This window comes from Candidatus Mycolicibacterium alkanivorans (assembly GCF_022760805.1).
Taxonomy (GTDB): Bacteria; Actinomycetota; Actinomycetes; order Mycobacteriales; family Mycobacteriaceae; genus Mycobacterium; species Mycobacterium alkanivorans.
The window spans coordinates 1,573,375-1,594,607 of the sequence record NZ_JAIVFL010000001.1 but is presented as its reverse complement, the minus strand read 5'-3'; the positions used below and the strand labels follow the sequence as shown (position 1 = coordinate 1,594,607).

The window sequence follows — 21,233 nt, the reverse complement described above, 5'->3', positions numbered from 1 at the left end:
TGCACTTCTCGGCGAACGCCAGGGGACCTTCCCTGGCGTCCTCCGAATTTCATCAGCGAGCCGATCTCTGCACCACCTCGTGGATCTGGTCACCACCGTGTTGCCGGTCATCGCACCGGCCCTGGCCGAGGGATTGAATCTGCCTATCCCCCAGCGCAACAACGCCGCCGGAGTCGCGTCCAACGCCGCTGACGCGGTGCGCATCGCCGGGTGTTCATCGCGGCGGCGGTGCTCGGCCAGCTCCTCGGCGATCAGCCGGGGCCCGCTCGGGGCGATCGGCCGCGACATGCAGCCTGACCCCAATGCTGCGGAAGTTGTTGTGCGCGTGGGCAAATCCGGCTTTTGTCATCGGCACCTCGGCGCCCAATTCCGACGGATCCTCCCCGCGGGCGGCTAGGTAGCCACCGAAGGCCCGGCAATTGCTGTCAGCGCGCCGACGGTCACCGTCGGGCCGGGCAATCGATCGCGACGGACCACGACCGTCCGCAGCACCGGTGCGCCGCTCGGCGCGGCGTTGATGCTCGGCAGCGGCCGTGCGCGCGCCGTCGCCCAACGCGTGCGAGATCTGGACGATGGGGGCCGTGTTGCCACGTGCATCGACGTCTTCCGGACCCCGGGGTCAGCGCCCGCAGCTACACAGAGGGGGCGGCGAGGTCGATCCAGCGCGGTTGTGGCATCGCCGGCTAGATCGGGTCGAAGCCGGCAATCAGCCAGTGGCCACTGATCTTGTCGAGGGTGACCCGCACGCTGGAGGTGGTGTTGGTCGGCGCGTCGGTGCCCACCGTGACGGTCTGGTCGACGAACAGCAGGACGACGGCGTGGTCGGGTTTGGCCGACACCGAGGCCGCCGCGGGTACGGTGGCCAGCGCCGAGATCTTCTTCTCCTTGGCGCCGGGGATGACGACGGTGTTGACCAGCTGGGTATAGGCGTCGAGGAAGTCTCCGGTCAGCCGGTCGCGGGCCGCGTTGAGGTCCTTCTCGACGGTGTCGGGCTGGTAGCTCAGCAGCGCGACGGTGGCGTCCCTGGCCGTGGCCACGGCATCGATTCGTGCGGTGTCGGCGTCGCGCCGCGACGAGTCCTCCCACCTGAGGAAACCCGCCGCCGCACCGAGCAGCAGTGCGACCAGAGGCAGGATCACGAAGGCAACCAGCCGTGACCAGCTGAACTTCTTCTCGGGCGCGGCCTCGAGCTCATCGCTCTCGGTCACCTCGACGGCGCCCTCGTCCGTCACCTCGGGTGTACCGGGCTTGCCATCGGATGTCGTCACGGTACGAACTCCACTTTCGAGACCTTTGCTTCCTCGGCGGCGGTCTTCTTGACCGTGAGCCGCATCCGCCAGTTGCGCGGCGGCTGGTTCTGCGCGCCCGCGTTTTCCGTCTTGACGGTGACGGCCACCAGGACCTGACCTTCGTTGCCGCTCACCCGCTCCAGGCCAGCCTCGTTGATCGTGCCGACGGACTTGGACTTGGCCTGCTTGACGACGTCGACGAACGGCTGGGACCGCTTGGCGAAGTCGTCGTAGAACGCGTCGGTCGACGAGTCGAGGATGCGCTGGACATCGGCGTCGGCATGCTCGAAGTCGATGGTAGTCAGATTGATCGCACCCTGGCGGCCGACGCTGACCACCAATTCGCGCAGCTGCTCGGCCTGCCGGACCTGGTAGGCACGATAGCCCAGCCAGCCCGTCAACCCACCCAGCGCCACCACGACCGCCAGCCCGACGACCATCGCGAGTCGGACGTGCGACCTGGGCTGTTCGGGGCCCGCCGCCGCCGCCTCCTCGACCGCCTCAGCGTCGGTTTCGGTCTCCGTCTTTGCGTCGGTGACTGCGACGTCGCCCTCGGGGACGTCCGGCTCGTCGGCCACTCTCGCTCCTCTGTCGACACTGGGGTCGTTTGCCCACACTCGGGCGAAAGGGTACCGGCAGTGCCTGGGAGCAGCGTCAGCGGTCGGCCGCCGCGGCCTCCAGATCGGCGATCACGATCTTGCGCATGCCCAGCATCGCCCGGGTGGCGGCGATCGCGCGGGACTCGTCGGGATCACTCGTCAGCTCGAGCAGCCGGGTGGGAACTACCTGCCAGCTCAGGCCGAACCGGTCTTTGAGCCATCCGCACTGGGACTCCTGGCCGCCGTCGACCAGCGCGTCCCAGTAGTAGTCCACCTCGTCCTGGTCTCGGCACTGAATCGTGAACGACACCGCCTCGTTGAACGAGAACACCGGTCCGCCGTTGATCCCGATGAACCGGGTGCTGTCGAGCACGAAGCCCGCGGAGACCACCTCGCCCGGCGTACCCGGGCCCGCCTCGGTGTAGCGGTTGACGAATTCGATCGACGAGTTGGGGAAGACCGACGTATAGAACGTCATCGCCTCCTCGAGGTTATCGTCGAACCACAGCGACGGCGTGATGTTCGGCATTGCTGTCTCTCCTTCCGGGGTTCGAGTAGTCAGACCGCCAGGGGCGGTGAAAGTCATCGGCCCCACACTTGGGTAACGTGCAAGCCAGGCTCAGCGGAAGGATGCCGTGCGCGACGCCGTGGTTGGCTTGAGCCTCTGCCGTTGACTCAGAAGCCACGCAGGGAGTTACTCGGACTTCTTCGGCGCAGGTTCTGACTCAACGCTTCCCTTCGCCTCGGCGTCGGGATCGGCGAGGCGCTGGTGCAGCCGGGCACGGATCTCGTCGGGGGTGTAGGCCTCGCGACAGCGCTGGTCACGTGCGACCAGCACGCCGCCGGCGACCACGCCCGCCGCACCGGCCAGCCCGATCCACTTCCAGATGTTGCGCATGCGACCACATTAAGCTGCCCTGGTGGCCGAACAGACCGTGTCGCTGACGCAGGCGTTGAGCGAGACCCGCACCGGGGATGTGTGGCTGTTCCGCGGCGCGTCCGGGCCTGACCGCGCGATCCGGGCGCTGACCAACGCGCCGGTCAATCACGTCGGCATGACGGTCGCGATCGACGACCTGCCGCCGCTGATATGGCATGCCGAGCTGGGCCACAAGCTGACCGACCTGTGGACCGGCACCAACCACCGCGGCGTGCAGCTCAACGACGCACGTGAGGCCGTCGAACAGTGGATGTTCCACTACAAACAGCGGTGCTGGCTGCGCCAGCTCACGCCGCACGCCGACCGCGAACAAGAAGACCGGTTGCTCAAGGTGATCGCCCGCATGAACGGCACCCCGTTCCCGTCGACGGCGCGGCTCACCGGCCGATGGATCCGCGGCCAGCTGCCGACGGTCAGTGACTGGACCCGTGGAATTCCGTTCCTGCACAAGAAGGTTCGCCAGTCAGCCGAACGCCGCAAGGCGGTCAAGCGGGAGGCCGGCCTGGAGACCGCGTACTGCGCCGAGACGGTGGCCCTCACCTACGAGGAGATGGGCCTGCTGCGAACCGAGAAGAACGAGAACTGGTTCGACCCCGGCAGGTTCTGGAGCGGTGACACTCTACCGCTGATCGACGGCTACCGACTGGGCGGCGAAATCGAGGTCATCTCCGGCTGATTCAGACGCGGTTGCCTGCGCCGATGCCGAAGGGCGCCTGTCCGCGCGGGCACGACAAGTCGACGTCGACGGTGGTGACTGAAGTCAAGTCGCCGCCGGAACTGTCGGGTTGTTAATGGCCACCGCTCGCCCAGATCGCCAGCATCTTGCCCTTGGGGTCGCGCAACCCGATGGCCGTGATCGTCGCGCCGGCCGGCACGTCGTAGGCGACGTGTCCGTCGATCTTCTGCCCCTGGGGCAGCTGACCGGAGTTGATACCGGGCTTGACCGCGCCCACGGCCGGGGCGATGGCCACGCCGCCGACCTGCTTCGCACCCCGCATGAGCGAATCTTAGCCAGTCAAGCTACTTCTGGAGCGTGAACTGGCCGAGGTTGGTGTAGCCCTCGCGGAACAGGCGCACGCAACCGTTGAGGTACTTGTCGTAGCGGTCGAAGACCTCTTGGGACTGAGCCGCGATGGCTTCCTCCCGATGGTCCTGCAGCGCCTGGGCCCACAGTTGAAGCGTTTTCACGTAGTGCGGGCCGAACATGTGGACGCGGGCCACCGTGAAGCCGGCGTTGGCGGCCTTCTCCTCGATCATCGGCACCGACGGCAACCGGCCGCCGGGGAAGATCTCGGTCATGATGAACTTGGCGAACCGGGCCAGTTCGAACGTCATCGGCAGCCCGAGTTCCTGCCCGTCGGCGAGGTTCACGCCGGTGATGGTGTGCAGCAGCATCGACCCGTCCGCCGGCAGCGCGTCGTAGGCCATGTTGAAGAAGGCGTCGTACCGGTCGTGCCCGAAGTGCTCGAATGCGCCGATGGACACGATCCGGTCGGCCGTGCCGTCGAACTCCTCCCACCCCTGCAGCCGCACCTCGACGTTGCGATCGGTGGCCACCTTCGCCAGCTTGGCGACGGCGTACTCCTGCTGGCGTTCGCTGAGGGTCAGCCCGATGACGTTGACGTCGTAGTTCTCCAGCGCGCGCTGCATGCAGCCACCCCAGCCGCACCCGACGTCGAGCAGCGTCATCCCCGGCTCGAGGTTCAGCTTGCCCAGCGCCAAGTCGAACTTCGCGTTCTGCGCCTCGTCGGTGGTCATGTCGTCGCGTTCGAAGTACCCGCAGGTGTAGCCCATCGTCGGGCCCAGGAACAGCTCGAAGAACTCGTTGGAGATGTCGTATATCGACTGCAGTTCCTCGTACTTCGGCTTCAAAGCGGCCATGTCCGTCCAATCCTCGGAGAAATCAGGCGAAACCCACCCTCAAGGGAGAGGCCATTTCGCTCATTCCTATGTATCGGCAAATGAGAGTCGCCTTCAGCGTATCCCGCGCACGTCGATTGACCGCGTCCATCGGGCCCTGACACACGAACCGTGCGGGGTGCGCAGCAGCACGAAAGCCCCGACGGTCAGCTTGACGTGACCAACGCCCCCTGGAGTCTGCGGACACCGTGCGGCGCGTGGTCGCGACATTCAAGAACACCGCGTCACAGGAGTGCATCGTCGGATATCCAGGTGCCGACCTGGTGACCCCGGCCGGGGGCGTGCTGATCAACGTCGCCCGGCGCCCCGCGAACGCCGCCCACCGCCTTAGGCTGACGCCCGGGGACAAAGCCATCGCCGACGTCCAGTCCTACGCCGTGGCCCCAAGACGGGAACCGCCTGCCCACGCTATGGAACGCTGGTGGTCGCCCCGCCAAACGGATCCCAGCCGCGAACGCTTCCCGTCGACCTACCGATCTGCGACGCGAGTCAGCTCCGTTGACTGAGGAATCTCGTAGACGAAGTGCGAGCAACCCTGGGCGAGCTTCCTCACTCAACGTCGGCCGCAATCGTTGACTCATCGCGCGGTCACACCGCAGCGCGGGCTGCCCAGGCTGTAGCAGTGACGGTGAACGGCCCACTGCCCATAAGTTCGAGCGCCACTGACTGCAGACGTGCTCGACCGTCCTCATCGAGTCGCTGCACGTAATCACCGGCCGGGCCGACACCGAATGTGTAAGGCTCCCACCACTCCTCGAAGGTCGGGTGCACAACGTCGACCGCAATGGACTTCTCTTCCACGTCGCGCAGGCCGGCAGCTTCGAACAACTCTCTCAGGTGCCCCCTACGGGCCCCGGAGAACAGTGCTTCGTCCTGGGCTTCCGGCTCGATCGTGTGGACCGCGTCCCAGAACGGCGCCAGGGCGCCGGTCGGCCCGTCCCACACGCATGCTCCGATGAGGCCGCCACTCCGAGTCACGCGGGCCATCTGCCTGATGCCGGCCACCGGATCCGTCATGAAGTGCACCACCAACTGCGCAAGAGCGGCGTCGAAGACGTCGGCGTCGAAAGGCAGTTCCTCCGCCGTCCCCCGACGCACGTCAATGTCTGGGAAACGCGCACGGATTGCGTCGATGAACGGCGGCGAAGGATCGATCGCCGCCACCTGGGCTCCGACCGACAACAGATGCGCCGTAAGAGCACCCGGCCCGCAGCCGACATCAAGCACATTGGCGCCTGCCCCCACACCGACGAATCCCGCGAAAGCCGCCGCGAGCGGTTCGGCGTAGCGGCCCATGAATCGCGCGTAGCGCTCTGGCGCGACGGCAAAACTCACTCACGCATGCTACCGTCGCAGACACGGGGTGCAGTCTGCCCTCGACAAGACGAGGCTCAGTTGATGAAGTCCAAGTGGGTATCGAAAGTGCGGAAGTGGTGGCTGGACCGCAAGTACGGACGTTTCTACCGGCCACCACCCAATCACCACCGCGGCTAGACCGCGCAGACAGCCGAAGCCGCGGACGACCTTTGGGATCGGTAGCCACCACGACGCCTTCTACTTGTCGCAACGGCGACGCGACCACATGCGGAATCTCGACGCAAGGAGGCCGCACATCGTGAACGCCGCCTGCAACATGCGGAAGGCCATCGTCGGAGGACTCGTGGCGGGCGGCGTCGCGCTGGCCTCAGCGCAAACTCACGGCGACGGCTCGGTACGCGTGGCCACCCGCTAGACGTTGAAGCGGAACTCCACCACGTCGCCGTCGGCCATCACGTAGTCCTTACCCTCCATGCGGACCTTGCCCGCGGCCTTGGCCGCTGCCATCGATCCGGCCTCGAACAGGTCGTCGAAGGACACGATCTCGGCTTTGATGAAACCCTTCTCGAAGTCGGAGTGGATCACCCCGGCCGCCTTCGGCGCGGTGTCACCGCGATGAATCGTCCACGCGCGCGCCTCTTTTGGCCCCGCAGTCAGGTACGTCTGCAGGTTGAGTGTGTGAAAGCCGGCCCGCGCCAACGCATCCAGGCCGCGCTCGGTCTGGCCAATCGACTCCAGCAGTTCGGCGGCCGAGTCGTCGTCGAGCTCCTGGAGCTCCGACTCGATCTTGGCGTCGAGGAATACCGCGTCGGCCGGCGCCACCATCGCCCGCAGCTCGGTAATCTTCTCGGCGTCGGTCAGCACCGACTCGTCGCAGTTGAACACGTACAGAAAAGGCTTGGTGGTCAACAGGTTCAGCTCGCGCAGGAGCTCCGAGTCCACCTTTGAGCCGGCGGCGAACAACGTCGTCCCGGAATTGAGCAGTTCCTGGGCCACCACCGCAGCCTCGTGCACCGGCTTGCGTTCCTTGTTGTTGCGGGCTTCCTTCTCCAGCCGCGGCACTGCCTTCTCGAGGGTCTGCAGGTCGGCCAGGATCAGCTCGGTTTCGATGACCTCGATGTCGGACTTGGGGTCTACCTTGCCGTCGACGTGCACCACGTCGTCATCGGCGAAGACCCGCACCACCTGGCAGATGGCATCGCACTCACGGATGTTGGCCAGGAACTTGTTGCCCAGGCCCGCGCCCTCGGAGGCGCCCCTGACGATTCCGGCGATGTCGACGAACGTCACCGGCGCCGGCAGGATGCGCTCGGAGCCGAAGATCTCCGCCAGCTTGGCCAGCCTGGGGTCAGGCAGCGGAACCACGCCCTCGTTCGGCTCGATGGTTGCGAACGGGTAGTTCGCGGCCAGCACGTTGTTGCGGGTCAGCGCATTGAACAAGGTGGATTTCCCCACATTGGGCAGACCGACTATTCCCAGGCTCAGGCTCACAGGGACCACAGTCTACGAGAGGCACGACGCGACCGGGCGGCGCCGGCAGCTCACATCCATCCGAACCCGGTACGGTCTACTTGTGTCAGCTCAGCGGACAAGGTCGTCGGTGGCGGCCGAAAGTCGCTCCCCGCACCCGAATCTGCCCGGGGTGCCGTGGTGGGCAGCTGTCCTCATCGCTGTGATCGCCACCACTATCGGCTTCGCCATCGACGCGGGTTCGAGCAACAAGCAACTCGGCGGGGTGTTCTCCGCGATGTATGCCCTCGGGTGTGTGGCCGCCGTGCTGGCTGTGCGCCAGTCCGGAATTTTCACCGCCGTGATTCAGCCGCCGCTGATCCTGTTCGTGGCCGTGCCGGGTGCCTACTTCCTGTTTCACGGTGCGAGTTTCACCGGGATCAAGGACACCCTGATCAACTGCGGCTACCCGCTGATCGAACGCTTCCCGCTGATGCTGTTCACCACGGCCGGAGTGCTGCTGGTCGGGATGGCCCGCTGGTACTTCGCCATGGCCGGACACTCGGCGGCATCGGCCGCCGACGCGACGGCTGCGCCGAGCAAGCTCGCCGAGCTGGCGGCCAAGTTCAGCGCGCTGTTCAACCGCGAGGACGCCGAAGAGCTCGCCGAACCGAAACCCACGCGCAAGCACAGCATCGACCGCCCGGCTACCGCGGAGAAACGCCCCCGTTCCGGGCGCCCCGCCAAACGGCCCGCAGCGACACGGTCCCGGCACGCCCGTCCCCCGCTGGAGGACATCACCGAGGCGGGAGACGAACGGCCGCGCCGCCAGACCACCAGGCGCCGGGCGCCGGAGTTCGACCCGGCAGAAGAGCCGCCGCGTCGCCGCCCGCGTCCACCGCGTGACGGTGACCCCCGCACGCCGCCGCCGCGCCGCCGCGAGCCACGTGAGCCCCGCGACCCGTACATTCCTGCGCCGCGGCGCGAGTACCCGGCCTACGAGCCCTGGCGGGCCCACGACCCCTACCCCTCGTCGTGCCCGCCGTACGAGCCGCCGCCGGCGGGGCGTCGCCCACCACCGGTCCCGCCTAGCGGGGACACCACGCATCACCCGGTGTCCCGGGTGCGGTATCGGGGGTCCGAGGACGACGAGAACCGCGGCCGTCCTCGCTACGAGCGCTGAGCGCTACGAGCGGGCCGGGCGGATCTCGCGGGGCAGCGCGAATACCAGCGTCTCGTTGGCCGTGGTCACCGATTGCACGGTGTCGTAACCGAACTCGGCCAGCCGCTCCAACACGCCGCGCACCAGCACCTCGGGAACCGACGCACCCGAGGTAACGCCGACGGTCGTGACACCACCCAGCCATGCCGGGTCGATGTCTTCGGCATAGTCCACCAGATGTGAGTCCTTGGCACCGGCGCCCAGCGCCACCTCGACCAGCCGCACCGAGTTCGACGAGTTGCGCGAGCCCACCACGATCACCAGGTCGCACTCCGGGGCCATGGCTTTGACCGCGCCTTGCCGGTTCTGGGTGGCGTAGCAGATGTCATCACTCGGCGGGTCCTGCAGTGTCGGGAACTTCTCGCGGAGCCGGGCGACGGTCTCCATCGTCTCGTCGACGCTCAGCGTGGTCTGCGACAACCAGATGACCTTGTTCGGGTCCCGCATGGTGACCTTGTCCACCGCGTCCGGGTTGTCGACGACCTGGACGTGATCGGGCGCCTCACCGGCGGTGCCGACGACCTCCTCGTGGCCCTCGTGGCCGATCAGCAGGATGTCGTAGTCGTCGCGGGCGAACCGCTTGGCCTCGTTGTGCACCTTGGTCACCAACGGGCAGGTGGCGTCGATGACCTGCAGGCTGCGGGCGGCGGCGGTTTCGTGGACGGTCGGGGCGACGCCGTGCGCGGAGAACACCACGATGGCGCCCTCGGGCACCTCGTCGGTCTCCTTGACGAAGACGGCGCCGGCCTTGGCCAGCGTGTCCACTACGTGCTTGTTGTGCACGATCTCGTGGCGGACGTAGACCGGGGCGCCGTGCTTCTCCAGGGCCCGCTCGACGGTCTCCACCGCGCGGTCCACGCCGGCGCAGTAGCCGCGGGGCTCGGCCAGCAGGACGCGCTTTCCGCTCGCGCGGTCGGCGGCCGTGCTCGACGCACCGGGAATCCCCACGTTGACGGTTGGCGGCATGGTTTCAGGGTACGTTCCCGCAACGCGGCCGGGCCAGCCGTAGGCTGGGGCCCATGGCAACAGCACCATATGGGGTTCGCCTGCTGGTCGGCGCCGCCGTCACCGCGATCGAGGAGACCCGCAAGCTGCCCCAGACCATCCTGATGTACCCGATGACAGTGGCCAGCACTGTCGCGCACATCGTGATGAAAGTGCAGCAGGACCTCGCGGACCTGGTGACCAAGGGCGACTCGGCGCTGGAGAGCATCTTCCCGCCCAAGGACGAGCAGCCGGTGTGGGCGACCTTCGACGAGGACCTCCCGCAGGACACCGAAGCGCCGGCCGGTGACGGTGAGCGCCTCACCGAGGGCCGCTTCGCGCTGTATTCGGTGGCTGACGGAGTGGAGACGCGCAGTCAGGAAACGGTCACCAAATCCGACCGCAAGAGCGCCACCGTGACGGCGCCGCCGATCGCCGAGGAACTCGACTACGGGTCGCTGACTCTGGCGCAGCTGCGGGCGCGGTCGCAGTCGCTGAGCGTGGCCGACCTCGAGGCACTGCTGGCCTACGAGGAGGCCTCCAAGTCCCGCGCGCCGTTCCAGACGCTGCTGGCCAACAGGATCACCCGCGCGACCGCCAAGTGACCAGCGCGCTGGGCGGCTCTGCAGAGAACCCGTTCCCGGTTCGCGCCGTCGCCATCCGGGTCGCGGGCTGGATCGACAAGCTCGGCACGGTGTGGGTGGAGGGCCAGCTCACCCAGATCAACCCTCGCAACGACTCCAAGACGGTGTTCATGGTGCTGCGCGACCCGGCCGCCGACATGTCGCTGACCGTCACCTGCCCGCGTGACCTGGTGCTCTCGGCGCCGGTGAAGCTCACCGAGGGTACCCAGGTGGTGGTGTGCGGCAAGCCCACTTTCTACACCGGCCGTGGCTCGTTCTCATTGCGGCTCAGCGAGATTCGCGCCGTCGGCGTCGGCGAGCTGTTGGCCCGCATCGAGCGGCTGCGCCGCCTGCTCGACGCCGAGGGCCTGTTCGACCCGAGACTCAAGCGGCCGCTGCCCTTCCTGCCGTCGACCATCGGACTGATCACCGGACGGGCCAGCGCGGCCGAGCACGACGTGACGACGGTGGCCGCCCAGCGCTGGCCCGCGGTGCGGTTCGCGATCCGCAACACCGCGGTGCAGGGCGCCAATGCGGTGGCGCAGATCGTCGAGGCACTCCGTGAGCTGGACGGCGATCCTGAGGTCGACGTCATCGTGATCGCCCGCGGCGGCGGCAGCGTGGAGGACCTGCTGCCGTTCTCCGACGAGACGCTGTGCCGGGCGATCTCAGCGTGCACCACGCCGGTGGTCAGCGCGGTGGGACACGAGCCCGACAACCCGCTGTGTGACCTGGTCGCCGACCTGCGGGCGGCCACCCCGACCGATGCGGCCAAGAGGGTGGTTCCCGACACCGTCGCCGAGCTGGCGCTGGTCGGCGAGCTGCGCCAGCGCAGTGCGCAGGCGCTGCGCAACTGGGTCGCCCGTGAGCACCGCACCCTGGCGCAGCTGCGCAGCCGTCCGGTACTCGCCGACCCGCTGCGCGCGATCACCCAGCGCGGTGAGGAGGTGGCGCGAGCCCGCGCCGCGGTCCGTCGCGACGTCAACCGGCTGGTGGCGGCGGAATCCGATCGGGTCGGTCATCTGGCCGCGCGGCTGGCCACCTTGGGACCGGCGGCCACCCTGGCGCGCGGCTACGCGGTGGTGCAGACCGTCGACCGCGGCGCGATCCTGCGTACGACCGCCGAGGCACCGGCAGGGGCCCGATTACGGATCCGGGTTTCCGACGGCGCGCTGGGCGCCACCAGTACCGGCCCGACGGATGGAGCCGCATGAGCGACGAGACGACGAAGCCCGTTAGTTCACTCGGGTACGAGGAATGCCGCGACGAGCTGATCGAGGTGGTGCGCGTCCTCGAACAGGGCGGCCTCGACCTGGACGCGTCGCTGAAGCTGTGGGAACGTGGCGAGGAACTGGCTAGACGCTGTGAAGGGCACTTGGCCGGAGCCCGCAAGCGCATCGAGGACGCCCTGGGTGCCCGCGAGGTGACGGACGGCTGATCCGACGTCGCCCTGGTGCACGCCGCGCAGGCGGGCCGGGGTCAGCGGTTCGTCTGCACCGCATCTGACAGCGTGGTGATGGGTGGCCAGCGCATCGCCGGCGGAGTGGCTGCACTTCCGGTTCGGCCTGCCCCGGGCCGCCGCTAGCACCCCTTGGGGTGGAACGGTTTTACCTCGACAACTACTTCTCCATCGACACGGCGCGCCGTGACTCGGCTACCAGCCGCTGGACACCACCGAAGAGGCGTTGCAGCACTGCCTGCCGTACGGCACCGATCTGTGCGCGCAGATCAATGGCGCCGGAAAGCAGACGGTCACCGTAGCTGGTCAGCGCCCGGCGATGGCGTTCATGACCACCCGACCGTAGGCGGCCTTCTGAGCGTCGTTCACGGTCTTGTCGAAGACCAGCACGATGTCCTCGACCTGCATCATGGCGGGCATCGCGCTGGCATACAATTCGGCGCGGCCGGTGCTCGCGAACTTCAGGATCATCACGGTGTCGGTGGCGCGAGCTTCCGCACACCCCGCCTCCGGGCAGGTGGCGGCTGTCGCGTCACGGGCGTTGACCGCGGGTAACTTGGCCTTGGTGATGGCGTCGAGGACGTCAGCGGTGGAGACGTCGTTGAGTATGGCGGGTCGGTGCCCGGCGGCCGGGGCCTTGTCGCCGCCGTCCCGGCTGCCACAACCCGCGAGGGTCGCCGACAGCACGAGTGCGGCCATGGCCAGTCCGCAGGTTCTTCCGCCCCGCATGTACTGAGCGTAGTTGTGGGTTCGGAGGGTACCGTCCACTGGAACCTGCTCTTAGGGAGGGATGTCGATGTCCGATGCTGTGCCGGTCACCGGCGCATTCGGATTGGTGGGTACCGCAACGGTCGAGCATCTGGCGGCAGCAGGGCGCCACGTGGTGGCGACCGATCTGGACACGGCCGCCAACCGCGAGGCCGCCGCGGCGTTGCCACGCGGTGTGACGGTCAATGACACGCCGATGCGGCCCTGCGACATCTGCGGCGGGCACAAGGTGGAGGCAGAACACATCGTGCGCGGCTCGGCGCAGGACTGGGTGATCCTGCGAATCGGCGGTGACGACAGCCACCGTCTTACCCAGGGCGAGGTGGGGCCACCGCGGCGATGGGACTTGTCGGAGCAGTGGCCGAGGGCCGCAAGGGAAATCCGGACGACGACGCCGGCGCGTCGGGCATCGGCTGGGGGACGGCGCAGGAGCTGGCCGGCGAGGGCTGGCGGGTGACGATCGCCGACCGCAACACCGACCTGGCGTCACCGCGGGCAGCCGAGCTGGGCGCGCCGCACAGCTCGGCGGCGGCGGAGGTCACCGGGTACGTCGAGAACACCGCGCTGGGCCGGCCGGGTACCCCGGAGGAAATCGCCGAGGCGGGGGTCTGGCTGTGCTCGCCACAGTCGTCATGGATGACCGGTGAGATTCTGGACCTCAACGGCGGGGCGCACCTGAAGCGGTACCCGAACATCAACCAACACTTGACCCGCCTGATGAATCAGTAGCATTGAACACAGAATTCACCCTCACCCAGAAGCGCGCGCTGGCGGCGGTCACCGTTATCGCACTGCTCTTCGGTGCCTACTTCCTGCGGCACTACTTCATGCTGGTGGTGATCGCCGCGATCGTCGCCTATCTGTTCACCCCGCTCTACAACCGCTGCCGGGGGCGGTTCAACACCGGTTTATCGGCCACGTTGACGGTACTGGCCGCGCTGGCAACAGTGATCGCGCCGGTTGGTGCGCTGATAACGGTTGCGGTGCTTCAGGCTTCACAGATGGTGGTGCACGTCGCGGACTGGGTGCAGACTGCTGATCTGTCGACGCTGGGCACCCAGGCCATCGAGTTCGTCAACAACCTGCTGGCCAAGCTGCCGTTCGGCCACTTCAGCGTGACCACCGAGTCGCTGCGCGAGACGATGGTCAGCGTCTCGCAGAACGTGGGCCAATGGTTGCTGCACTCCCTGACGGGTGCAGTCGGCGGGGTAATCGACGGGGTCACGTCGGCGATCATCTTCCTCTACGTGCTGATATCCCTGCTGACCAACCAGCAGGCCCTGCTGACCCTGGTACGCCGGCTCAACCCACTAGGCGACGAGGTCACCGACCTCTACCTCGCGAAAATGGGTGCGATGGTGAAGGGAACTGTGAAGGGGCAGTTCATCATTGCCTCCGTTCAGGGCGTCCTCGGAGCGGTGTCGATCTACATCGCCGGCTTCCACAACGGATTCTTCATCTTCGCGATCTTCCTCACCGCGCTGTCGGTGATCCCGTTGGGCAGCGGCATCGTCACCATCCCGGTCGGCATCGGGATGATCCTGTTCGGCAACATCGTCGGCGGCCTGTTCGTAGTGCTGTTCCACATCCTCGGCACCACCAACATCGACAACTTTCTGCGGCCCATCCTGGTGCCACGCGAGGCGCGACTGGACTCGGCACTCATGCTGCTGGCGGTGTTCTCTGGGATTGCGATGTTCGGGATCTGGGGCATCGTGCTGGGTCCAGTGCTGATGATCATCATCGTCACCACCATCTCGGTGTACCTGGCCGTGTACAAGGGTGTCGAGATGACGGTCGACGAGCCACCGGAGAAGCGCCGCCGCCTGTTTCGGCGCCGGATCAGGGCCGAGGTGGCGGCCGCTGCCGACGGTGGCCCCTCAGTCGACTAGGAACGGGATGGGCGGGCACTTCCGGATTTCGGGGCCCTCCGGCGGCGGGTCAGGGCCTGGGCGGTGCCCGCGGCCCCGGTTACCGATCCCAAGATCTAGAACGGTGCGTCGGTCGCGGTTCCCTCGGTGACGCAAGAGCCGGCCCGAGATCTGATGGGCCTGCGCTACGTCAGCAGCGATCGGTTGCCGCAACGCCCGCACAGGTTGCAGGGCAACGCGTTTGCCCTCGATCGCTAGACCAGTGAAGCGCTCACGCCAGGCCCCAAACAGGGCTAGGCTCGTAGATGTAAAGGATTGGAGGCACCGTTATGACCTGGTCAGGAATCCTCGGAAAGACCGCGGCGGGATTGGGCGCGCTGACGGTGCCAGCGATGTTCGCGGTTGCCGGAGCGGGGCAGGCCGCAGCAGATCCCGGTATCTGCGTCAGCGGCCCTTGGGGATATACATCCGCATGCGTCGACGGGCCAGGATGGGTCGACTGGAATCCGGGCGTCAATTGGGATTCGCCCGGCCAGATCAAGAATGCATGGTGCCCCTGGAACCCGCCCGGTCACTGGAAGGGTGGTCCACACGGCATTCCCTGTTCCTGACGTCAGTTGAGGTTTCCCCGTGGTGCTGTCCGTATCACCGTGCCATCGGGCAGTTGCCGGTCAGCCAGCACCAAACGTTCTTGAGAAGATGGTGATGTCGGCAGTAGCACTTGATGTTTGGACGGATGTGTCGGCCCTAGTGGCCACGGGATGGTGTGCGGCGATCGCCGAGCACACCCGATAGCTCAGGTACCCCTCCATGAACAGCTCGGCAACCCGCGGCAGCCGATAGCGCGGAGACAGTCCCGGATGCATCTCGCCGGACGCGCCCCGCGGCTGATCCCGAGGGCAGCGCCGATCTCGGCGGCCGTGGCATCCCAGGGATCGCACGCCCAGTACGCCTTGTCGTCATCGCCGCAGCGGCGGCGGACCAGTTCGCTGATCGCCCGCGACGCGTCTGGCGGCGGTCCTGGCCTCGCTTTCAAACATGTGTTCGAGTATGCCACCGGTGTGTGACAGATATTTGCCGCTAGATATGCCCGGGCATTCCCGGCACATCCGACATGCCGCCACCGATCGGCGGCTCCATGGGCATCGGGCTCAGGCGTCGGCGGAGGCGAAGCCTGCGGCGGTGAACGGCTCGCGGGTCCACCCGGTCAGATCGGGTTCCGGTCCGGGCTTGGGCGTCTCCTATTGTCGGCCGGGCACGATGGGCTGTTGGGTTTGCGTCGCTCCGGCGAGCGTACGGAAGTCCTCGTTGCTGCCGGCTCCGGTGATGGCCAGCTGCGCCGGGCCGCGCGAGCTGTCCAGCCGCGTCGTCCACACCGGTTCGGCGTCTTCCCCGCCCTCGTAGACCACCCACTTGACGCCGTCGACGTCCTGGGCGCCGGTCGGGACCATCGAGTGGTGGATGGAGCTGACCAGAGCGTCCTCGTCGGCGTTGCTCTGAGTAAGGCTGACGAACATCTTCGACGGGGCGATGTAGCCGACCTTCGAGGTGACGGCTTTCTCGCGTTGTCCGGTCTTCGGGTCGGAGCGGCCGGCGTCGATGCCGCCGCGGGCACCGGAGTTCGCGTGCCAGCCGTCAGGCAGCCTGGGCGGCCGGATCGGAATGCCCAGGGCGTCGGCGTCGGCCTTCAGCGCGGCCGCCGCGTCGTAGGACGGGACTGCGCCGTCGGAGGGACCGCTGGGCCGAAACGAGCACATGCCGACCAGACCGGCCAGCACGACGCAGGCCACGACCAGCGGAGCCAGCGACCAGAACATGTCGCGGCCGTCCTGAAGCAGGCGCGGCTTGGCTTCCTTCGGCGCCGGAGCCGCCAGGCCGGCGACATTTGGCTTTCGCGTCACGCCCGCCAGTATCCCAGGTCCGAAGCACCCACCGGCTTCTGGGACAATCTCAGCCATGCCTGACGCCCGTCGCCGCGAAGCACCCGATCGAAACCTTGCCCTGGAGCTCGTCCGGGTCACCGAAGCGGGAGCCATGGCCGCGGGCCGGTGGGTCGGGCGCGGCGACAAGGAAGGCGGCGACGGCGCGGCCGTCGACGCCATGCGGGAGCTGGTCAACTCGGTGTCGATGCGCGGCGTCGTGGTGATCGGCGAGGGTGAGAAGGACAACGCCCCGATGCTCTACAACGGCGAAGTGGTGGGCAACGGCGACGGGCCGGACTGCGACTTCGCCGTCGACCCGGTCGACGGCACCACGCTGATGAGCAAGGGCATGCCCAACGCGATCTCCGTGCTGGCGGTGGCTGAGCGCGGCGCGATGTTCGACCCGTCGGCGGTGTTCTACATGAACAAGATCGCCGCCGGGCCCGACGTCGCCGACTTCATCGACATCACCTCGCCGATCGCGGCGAACATCCAGCGCATCGCGAAGGTCCGCAGGGCGTCGGTCTCCGACATCACCGTGTGCATCCTGGACCGGCCCCGGCACACCAAGCTGATGGCCGAGGTCCGGGAGGCCGGCGCCAGAATCCGGCTGATCTCCGACGGTGACGTCGCCGGCGCGATCTCGGCCTGCCGGCCCGAGTCGGGCACCGACATGCTGGCCGGCATCGGCGGCACACCAGAGGGCATCATCACCGCGGCAGCCATCCGCTGCATGGGTGGCGAGATCCAGGCTCAGCTCGCTCCGACCGGCGACGAGGAACGCCAGAAGGCCATCGACCGCGGCCACGACCTGGATCGGGTGCTGACCACCAAGGATCTGGTCGCCGGGGATAATGTCTTCTTCTGTGCCACCGGCGTCACCGACGGCGACCTGCTCAAGGGTGTCCGCTACTTCGGCGGCGGGTGCACCACCCAGTCGATCGTGATGCGCTCGAAGTCCGGCACCGTCCGGATGATCGACGCCTACCACCGGCTTTCCAAACTCAACGAATACTCCGCGGTGGACTTCACCGGGGACAAGTCCGCGACCCACCCGCTTCCCTAAGAAAGGCAATTGATGAGCGACAACGGCGTCGAGGGCGAGTACCGCATCGAGCACGACACCATGGGCGAGGTCCGGGTTCCGGCAAAAGCCTTGTGGCGCGCGCAGACTCAGCGGGCCGTCGAGAACTTCCCGATCTCCTTCCGCGGCCTGGAGCGGATCCAGATCCGGGCACTGGGCCTGCTGAAGGCGGCCTGCGCTCAGGTGAACAAGGACCTGGGCAAGCTGTCGGCGGAGAAGGCCGACGCCATCATCGCCGCGGCCGGTGAGATCGCCGACGGTCTGCACGACGACCAGTTCCCCATCGACGTGTTCCAGACCGGTTCGGGCACCAGCTCCAACATGAACGCCAACGAGGTGATCGCCTCGATCTGCGAGCGCAACGGCGTCACGGTGCACCCCAACGACGACGTCAACATGTCGCAGAGCTCCAACGACACGTTCCCCACCGCCACCCACATCGCGGCCACCGAAGCTGCTGTGCGCCAGCTGATTCCGGCGCTCGAGGTGCTGCACGAGTCGCTGGCCGCCAAGGCCCGGCAGTGGCGCACCGTCGTCAAGAGCGGCCGCACCCATCTGATGGACGCAGTCCCGGTGACCCTCGGTCAGGAGTTCGGCGGTTACGCCCGCCAGGTCGAGGCCGGCGTCGAGCGGGTCAAGGCCACCCTGCCCCGGCTCGGTGAGCTCGCCATCGGCGGCACCGCCGTCGGCACCGGCCTCAACGCACCCGAGGGCTTCGGCGCCAAGGTCGTCGACGTGCTGGTGGCGCAGACCGGTCTGGCCGAATTGCGCACGGCCAAGGACTCTTTCGAGGCTCAGGCCGCCCGCGACGGTCTGGTCGAAGCGTCCGGTGCGCTCAAGACCATCGCGGCGTCGCTGACCAAGATCGCCAATGACATCCGCTGGATGGGCTCGGGCCCGCTGACCGGTCTGGGCGAACTGCAGCTGCCCGACCTGCAGCCCGGCAGCTCGATCATGCCGGGCAAGGTCAACCCGGTGATCCCCGAGGCCGTCACGCAGGTGGCCGCCCAGGTCATCGGCAACGACGCCGCCGTCACCGTCGGCGGGCTGTCCGGTGCGTTCGAGCTCAACGTCTACATCCCGATGATGGCGCGTAACCTGCTGGAGTCCTTCACGCTGCTGGCCAACGTGTCGAAATTGTTCGCCGCCAAGTGCATTGACGGCCTCATCGCCAACGAAGAGCACCTGTGCGAGCTCGCCGAGTCGTCCCCGTCGATCGTCACGCCGCTGAACTCGGCGATCGGCTACGAGGAGGCCGCCAAGGTCGCCAAGCAGGCGCTCAAGGAGAAGAAGACCATCCGCCAGACGGTCATCGACCGCGGGCTCATCGGCGACAAGCTGTCCGAGGAGGAGCTCGACAAGCGCCTCGACGTGTTGGCCATGGCGAAGGTGAAAGACGGCGAGTAACTTTCGTTCGCCGAGTGTGCGGCTAGGCGCCGTTGTTGGCCCCGCCGGAGTTGGCCCCGGTGATGTCGGTGATCGGGATGTTCGCCATCGGCTTGGGTGACGGTGTGGCCGGCAGCGTCGGGATGTCCGCGGCCGGGATGTCCTGCAGCGCGTTGGCCGGCGGGCCGTTGTCCCGCGAGCCGTAGACGCTGCCGGGTGGACGCGGGCCGAGCATCTGACTCACGGTCACCAGGTGATAGCCGTTGGCCTTGAGGACGGGGATGAACTGATAAACCAGATCGACGGTGGACGAGTACGTGTCGTGGAACAACACCACCGAGCCCGGCTTGATCTGGGTCATCAGCATGTAGCGCGTGGCGGCGGTGTTGGAGTCGTTGATCCAGTCGAACGGGATGACGTCCCACAAAATGGCGGCCAGACCGTACTGGGCGGCGACCTTGTTGACCGCGTCGTTGGTCAGCCCGCCTGCCGGACGCCACAGCGACGGGGTCTGGCCGGTGGCCGCCTTGATGGCGTCATTGGCCTTGCTGAACTGAGCCGGGACGTCCTCTGCGGGGATCGTCGTCATGTTGGGGTGTTCCCAGGTGTGGTTGCCGATCTCCATCCCGGCGTCTGCGACCCGCTTGGCGCCGGCCGGGTTGGCCGCCACCTTGTTGCCGATCATGAAGAACGTGGCCTTGGCGTCGGCGTCGTTGAGGATGCCCAGCAGCCGGTCGGTGTACGGCGTGGGCCCGTCGTCGAAGGTCAGGGCGACGCACTTGACCACCGCACAGTCCACCGCCTCGGCCCTGGCGACCCGGACGTGTCCGGTGAATCCGCCGACGATGACGACGGCGACTCCCGCGCATACGCCGATCACGGTCCGCAGATAGGACCAGGACAGGCTGTCGGGAGGGTGTCGCACCCACGAAAGTTTACCGGTCCGACCTGACCGATCCCTGTCACGGCAGGGCGCCGGGGCTGATCTCCTCCAGCATCTCGGTGACCAGGGCCGCGATCGGCGAGCGCTCGCTGCGCATCAGCGTGATGTGTGCGAACAGCGGATGGCCCTTCAGCTTCTCGATGACGGCGGCCACCCCGTCGTGGCGTCCGACGCGCAGGTTGTCACGCTGGGCCACGTCGTGGGTGAGCACCACCCGGGAACCCGCGCCCAGCCGCGACAGCACGGTCAACAGCACGTTGCGCTCCAGGGACTGCGCCTCGTCGACGATCACGAACGAGTCGTGCAGCGAGCGGCCGCGGATATGTGTCAGCGGCAGCACCTCGAGCATCCCGCGGGAGAGCACCTCCTCGAGCACCGCCGGAGAGGCCAGGCCCTCCAAAGTGTCGAACACGGCCTGCGCCCACGGGCCCATCTTATCGCTCTCGCTGCCCGGCAGGTAGCCGAGCTCCTGGCCGCCGACGGCGTACAGCGGACGGAACACCACGACCTTGCGCTGGGTGCGCCGCTCCAGCACGGCCTCGAGGCCGGCGCACAGCGCCAGGGCTGACTTGCCGGTGCCGGCCTTGCCACCCAGCGAGACGATGCCGACCGACTCATCGAGCAACAGGTCGAGGGCTACGCGTTGTTCGGCTGACCTTCCCCGGAGGCCGAACACTTCGCGATCACCGCGCACCAGCTGAACCTTCTTGTCTGCGTTCACCCGGCCCAGAGCGTGCGAGCTTCCGCCCAGCAGCCGAACACCGGTGTGGCAGGGCAGGTTTCGCGCGTCTACAAGGTCGATCTCACCTTCGGCGAAGAGCGTGTCGATGTCGTCTGCAGCCACGTCGAGCTCCGACATACCCGTCCAGCCCGAAGTGATCACGTCTTGGGCGTGGTACTCATCGGCGGGCAGACCCACCGCGCCGGCCTTGACTCGCAGCGGGATGTCCTTGGACACCAAGGTCACTCGCTTGCCCTCAGCCGCGAGGTTAGCCGCGCAGGTCAGAATGCGCGCGTCGTTGGTGTCGGTCCGGAAACCCAATGGCAGCACCGTCGGGTCGGAGTGGTTCAGTTCGACCTGGACCGTACCGCCTTGTGTCCCGACCGGAATCGGCTGATCCAGACGGCCGTGCTCGAGGCGAAGGTCGTCGAAGAGCCTCAGCGCCTGCCGGGCGAACCAGCCCAGCTCATGGTGGTGGCGCTTGGCTTCCAGTTCGCTGATCACCACGAGCGGTACCACCACTTCGTGTTCGGCGAACCGGTTGCACGCCCACGGGTCAGACAGCAAGACAGAGGTGTCGAGCACATAAGTCCGACGTTCGGGCGACAGCGATTGGGTCACGGGGCGCTCCTTCGAGCAAGCAGCTGGCCCGCGCGGCCCCGCACGAACCTTCCGGCGGACGGGGCGGCACCAGGACCGGGACCGGTCCTCTCGTAGAAGAAACGATCGGTACCGC

Annotated in this window: 24 protein-coding genes and 2 pseudogenes; 12 read left to right on the top strand and 14 right to left on the bottom strand. The window is 67.3% G+C overall.

Annotated features, from left to right (window positions below; all coding sequences use genetic code 11):
* The first annotated feature begins 79 nt into the window (after positions 1-79).
* Positions 80-397, top strand: coding sequence for a hypothetical protein (locus tag K9U37_RS08025; RefSeq protein WP_243071245.1), 318 nt, complete (start codon positions 80-82; stop codon positions 395-397).
* 286 nt (positions 398-683) lie between these two features.
* On the opposite strand, the gene K9U37_RS08020 is transcribed toward K9U37_RS08025, so the two are convergent.
* From K9U37_RS08020 to K9U37_RS08005, 4 genes are all read right to left on the bottom strand, one after another.
* Entirely contained in the window at positions 684-1,268 is a 585-nt protein-coding gene (locus tag K9U37_RS08020; protein ID WP_243071244.1) for an Rv1363c family protein, read from the bottom strand.
* Entirely contained in the window at positions 1,265-1,867 is a 603-nt protein-coding gene (locus K9U37_RS08015; protein WP_243071243.1) for an Rv1363c family protein, read from the bottom strand. The genes K9U37_RS08020 and K9U37_RS08015 overlap by 4 nt, the downstream gene beginning before the upstream one ends.
* Before the next feature lie 76 nt (positions 1,868-1,943).
* Positions 1,944-2,417: a VOC family protein gene (locus K9U37_RS08010; protein WP_243071242.1), complete on the bottom strand. Its 474-nt coding sequence runs from the start codon at positions 2,415-2,417 to the stop codon at positions 1,944-1,946.
* A gap of 165 nt (positions 2,418-2,582) precedes the next feature.
* Positions 2,583-2,786 (bottom strand): hypothetical protein, encoded by a 204-nt coding sequence (locus tag K9U37_RS08005; RefSeq protein WP_243071241.1) that lies wholly within the window; start codon positions 2,784-2,786, stop codon positions 2,583-2,585.
* A gap of 37 nt (positions 2,787-2,823) precedes the next feature.
* Between K9U37_RS08005 and K9U37_RS08000 the strand changes: the two genes are divergently transcribed.
* Positions 2,824-3,504, top strand: a complete 681-nt coding sequence (locus K9U37_RS08000) for a guanylate cyclase (protein WP_243073276.1) — start codon at positions 2,824-2,826, stop codon at positions 3,502-3,504.
* A 112-nt stretch (positions 3,505-3,616) separates the two neighbouring features.
* Here K9U37_RS08000 and K9U37_RS07995 read toward each other — a convergent pair whose 3' ends face one another.
* Complete coding sequence (locus tag K9U37_RS07995) at positions 3,617-3,826, bottom strand: hypothetical protein (protein WP_243071240.1); 210 nt, start codon at positions 3,824-3,826, stop codon at positions 3,617-3,619.
* 22 nt (positions 3,827-3,848) lie between these two features.
* The gene (locus tag K9U37_RS07990) at positions 3,849-4,709 is read right to left on the bottom strand and encodes a cyclopropane mycolic acid synthase family methyltransferase (protein ID WP_243071239.1); all 861 of its coding nucleotides are present in this window, start codon (positions 4,707-4,709) and stop codon (positions 3,849-3,851) included.
* A 227-nt stretch (positions 4,710-4,936) separates the two neighbouring features.
* Between K9U37_RS07990 and K9U37_RS07985 the strand changes: the two genes are divergently transcribed.
* Complete coding sequence (locus K9U37_RS07985) at positions 4,937-5,254, top strand: DUF4232 domain-containing protein (RefSeq protein WP_308197355.1); 318 nt, start codon at positions 4,937-4,939, stop codon at positions 5,252-5,254.
* Between the two features lie 82 nt (positions 5,255-5,336).
* Here the strand turns inward: K9U37_RS07985 and K9U37_RS07980 are convergent, their stop codons facing one another.
* Together K9U37_RS07980 and ychF are read right to left on the bottom strand one after the other, a co-directional pair.
* A complete protein-coding gene (locus tag K9U37_RS07980) occupies positions 5,337-6,083 on the bottom strand; it encodes a class I SAM-dependent methyltransferase (RefSeq protein WP_243071237.1) in 747 nt (248 codons plus the stop codon).
* Between the two features lie 393 nt (positions 6,084-6,476).
* Entirely contained in the window at positions 6,477-7,556 is a 1,080-nt protein-coding gene (gene ychF, locus K9U37_RS07975) for a redox-regulated ATPase YchF (RefSeq protein WP_243071236.1), read from the bottom strand.
* A 109-nt stretch (positions 7,557-7,665) separates the two neighbouring features.
* Between ychF and K9U37_RS07970 the strand changes: the two genes are divergently transcribed.
* Positions 7,666-8,697 carry a DUF6542 domain-containing protein gene (locus K9U37_RS07970; RefSeq protein WP_243071235.1) on the top strand — a complete coding sequence of 344 codons (1,032 nt, stop codon included), beginning with the start codon at positions 7,666-7,668 and terminating at the stop codon, positions 8,695-8,697.
* 3 nt (positions 8,698-8,700) lie between these two features.
* Here K9U37_RS07970 and K9U37_RS07965 read toward each other — a convergent pair whose 3' ends face one another.
* Positions 8,701-9,702 (bottom strand): 4-hydroxy-3-methylbut-2-enyl diphosphate reductase, encoded by a 1,002-nt coding sequence (locus K9U37_RS07965; RefSeq protein ID WP_243071234.1) that lies wholly within the window; start codon positions 9,700-9,702, stop codon positions 8,701-8,703.
* Positions 9,703-9,755: 53 nt separating this feature from the next.
* Between K9U37_RS07965 and K9U37_RS07960 the strand changes: the two genes are divergently transcribed.
* The 3 genes from K9U37_RS07960 to K9U37_RS07950 are packed head-to-tail and all read left to right on the top strand — an operon-like array spanning position 9,756 to position 11,781.
* Positions 9,756-10,325: a lipid droplet-associated protein gene (locus tag K9U37_RS07960; protein WP_243071233.1), complete on the top strand. Its 570-nt coding sequence runs from the start codon at positions 9,756-9,758 to the stop codon at positions 10,323-10,325.
* A gap of 8 nt (positions 10,326-10,333) precedes the next feature.
* Positions 10,334-11,557, top strand: a complete 1,224-nt coding sequence (xseA, locus tag K9U37_RS07955) for an exodeoxyribonuclease VII large subunit (protein ID WP_243073275.1) — start codon at positions 10,334-10,336, stop codon at positions 11,555-11,557.
* Positions 11,554-11,781: an exodeoxyribonuclease VII small subunit gene (locus K9U37_RS07950; RefSeq protein ID WP_243071232.1), complete on the top strand. Its 228-nt coding sequence runs from the start codon at positions 11,554-11,556 to the stop codon at positions 11,779-11,781. Before xseA ends, K9U37_RS07950 begins: the two co-directional genes overlap by 4 nt.
* 327 nt (positions 11,782-12,108) lie before the next feature.
* Here the strand turns inward: K9U37_RS07950 and K9U37_RS07940 are convergent, their stop codons facing one another.
* On the bottom strand, positions 12,109-12,531 hold the full coding sequence (locus K9U37_RS07940) for a hypothetical protein (RefSeq protein ID WP_243071231.1): 423 nt from the start codon (positions 12,529-12,531) through the stop codon (positions 12,109-12,111).
* Positions 12,532-12,598: 67 nt separating this feature from the next.
* Between K9U37_RS07940 and K9U37_RS20170 the strand changes: the two are divergent.
* The 3 genes and pseudogenes from K9U37_RS20170 to K9U37_RS07925 form a co-directional block, all read left to right on the top strand.
* Positions 12,599-12,862: pseudogene (locus K9U37_RS20170) on the top strand (hypothetical protein); the annotation flags it as partial.
* A gap of 47 nt (positions 12,863-12,909) precedes the next feature.
* Positions 12,910-13,299 carry an SDR family oxidoreductase gene (locus K9U37_RS07930; RefSeq protein ID WP_252393955.1) on the top strand — a complete coding sequence of 130 codons (390 nt, stop codon included), beginning with the start codon at positions 12,910-12,912 and terminating at the stop codon, positions 13,297-13,299.
* Positions 13,300-13,301: 2 nt separating this feature from the next.
* A complete protein-coding gene (locus K9U37_RS07925; protein ID WP_243071230.1) occupies positions 13,302-14,462 on the top strand; it encodes an AI-2E family transporter in 1,161 nt (386 codons plus the stop codon).
* A 601-nt stretch (positions 14,463-15,063) separates the two neighbouring features.
* Here the strand turns inward: K9U37_RS07925 and K9U37_RS20435 are convergent.
* Both K9U37_RS20435 and K9U37_RS07920 read right to left on the bottom strand, forming a co-directional pair.
* Positions 15,064-15,210, bottom strand: a pseudogene (locus K9U37_RS20435) (HNH endonuclease); the annotation flags it as partial.
* 472 nt (positions 15,211-15,682) lie between these two features.
* On the bottom strand, positions 15,683-16,342 hold the full coding sequence (locus tag K9U37_RS07920; protein WP_243071229.1) for a DUF4245 domain-containing protein: 660 nt from the start codon (positions 16,340-16,342) through the stop codon (positions 15,683-15,685).
* A gap of 55 nt (positions 16,343-16,397) precedes the next feature.
* On the opposite strand from K9U37_RS07920, the gene glpX reads away from it, so the two are divergent.
* Positions 16,398-17,429: a class II fructose-bisphosphatase gene (glpX, locus tag K9U37_RS07915; RefSeq protein WP_243071228.1), complete on the top strand. Its 1,032-nt coding sequence runs from the start codon at positions 16,398-16,400 to the stop codon at positions 17,427-17,429.
* 12 nt (positions 17,430-17,441) lie between these two features.
* Positions 17,442-18,854 (top strand): class II fumarate hydratase, encoded by a 1,413-nt coding sequence (locus K9U37_RS07910; RefSeq protein ID WP_243071227.1) that lies wholly within the window; start codon positions 17,442-17,444, stop codon positions 18,852-18,854.
* Between the two features lie 22 nt (positions 18,855-18,876).
* Here K9U37_RS07910 and K9U37_RS07905 read toward each other — a convergent pair whose 3' ends face one another.
* Both K9U37_RS07905 and phoH2 read right to left on the bottom strand, forming a co-directional pair.
* Positions 18,877-19,758 carry a polysaccharide deacetylase family protein gene (locus K9U37_RS07905; RefSeq protein ID WP_243071226.1) on the bottom strand — a complete coding sequence of 294 codons (882 nt, stop codon included), beginning with the start codon at positions 19,756-19,758 and terminating at the stop codon, positions 18,877-18,879.
* A gap of 37 nt (positions 19,759-19,795) precedes the next feature.
* Complete coding sequence (phoH2, locus tag K9U37_RS07900) at positions 19,796-21,118, bottom strand: RNA 5'-3' helicase PhoH2 (RefSeq protein WP_243071225.1); 1,323 nt, start codon at positions 21,116-21,118, stop codon at positions 19,796-19,798.
* Positions 21,119-21,233 lie beyond the last annotated feature (115 nt).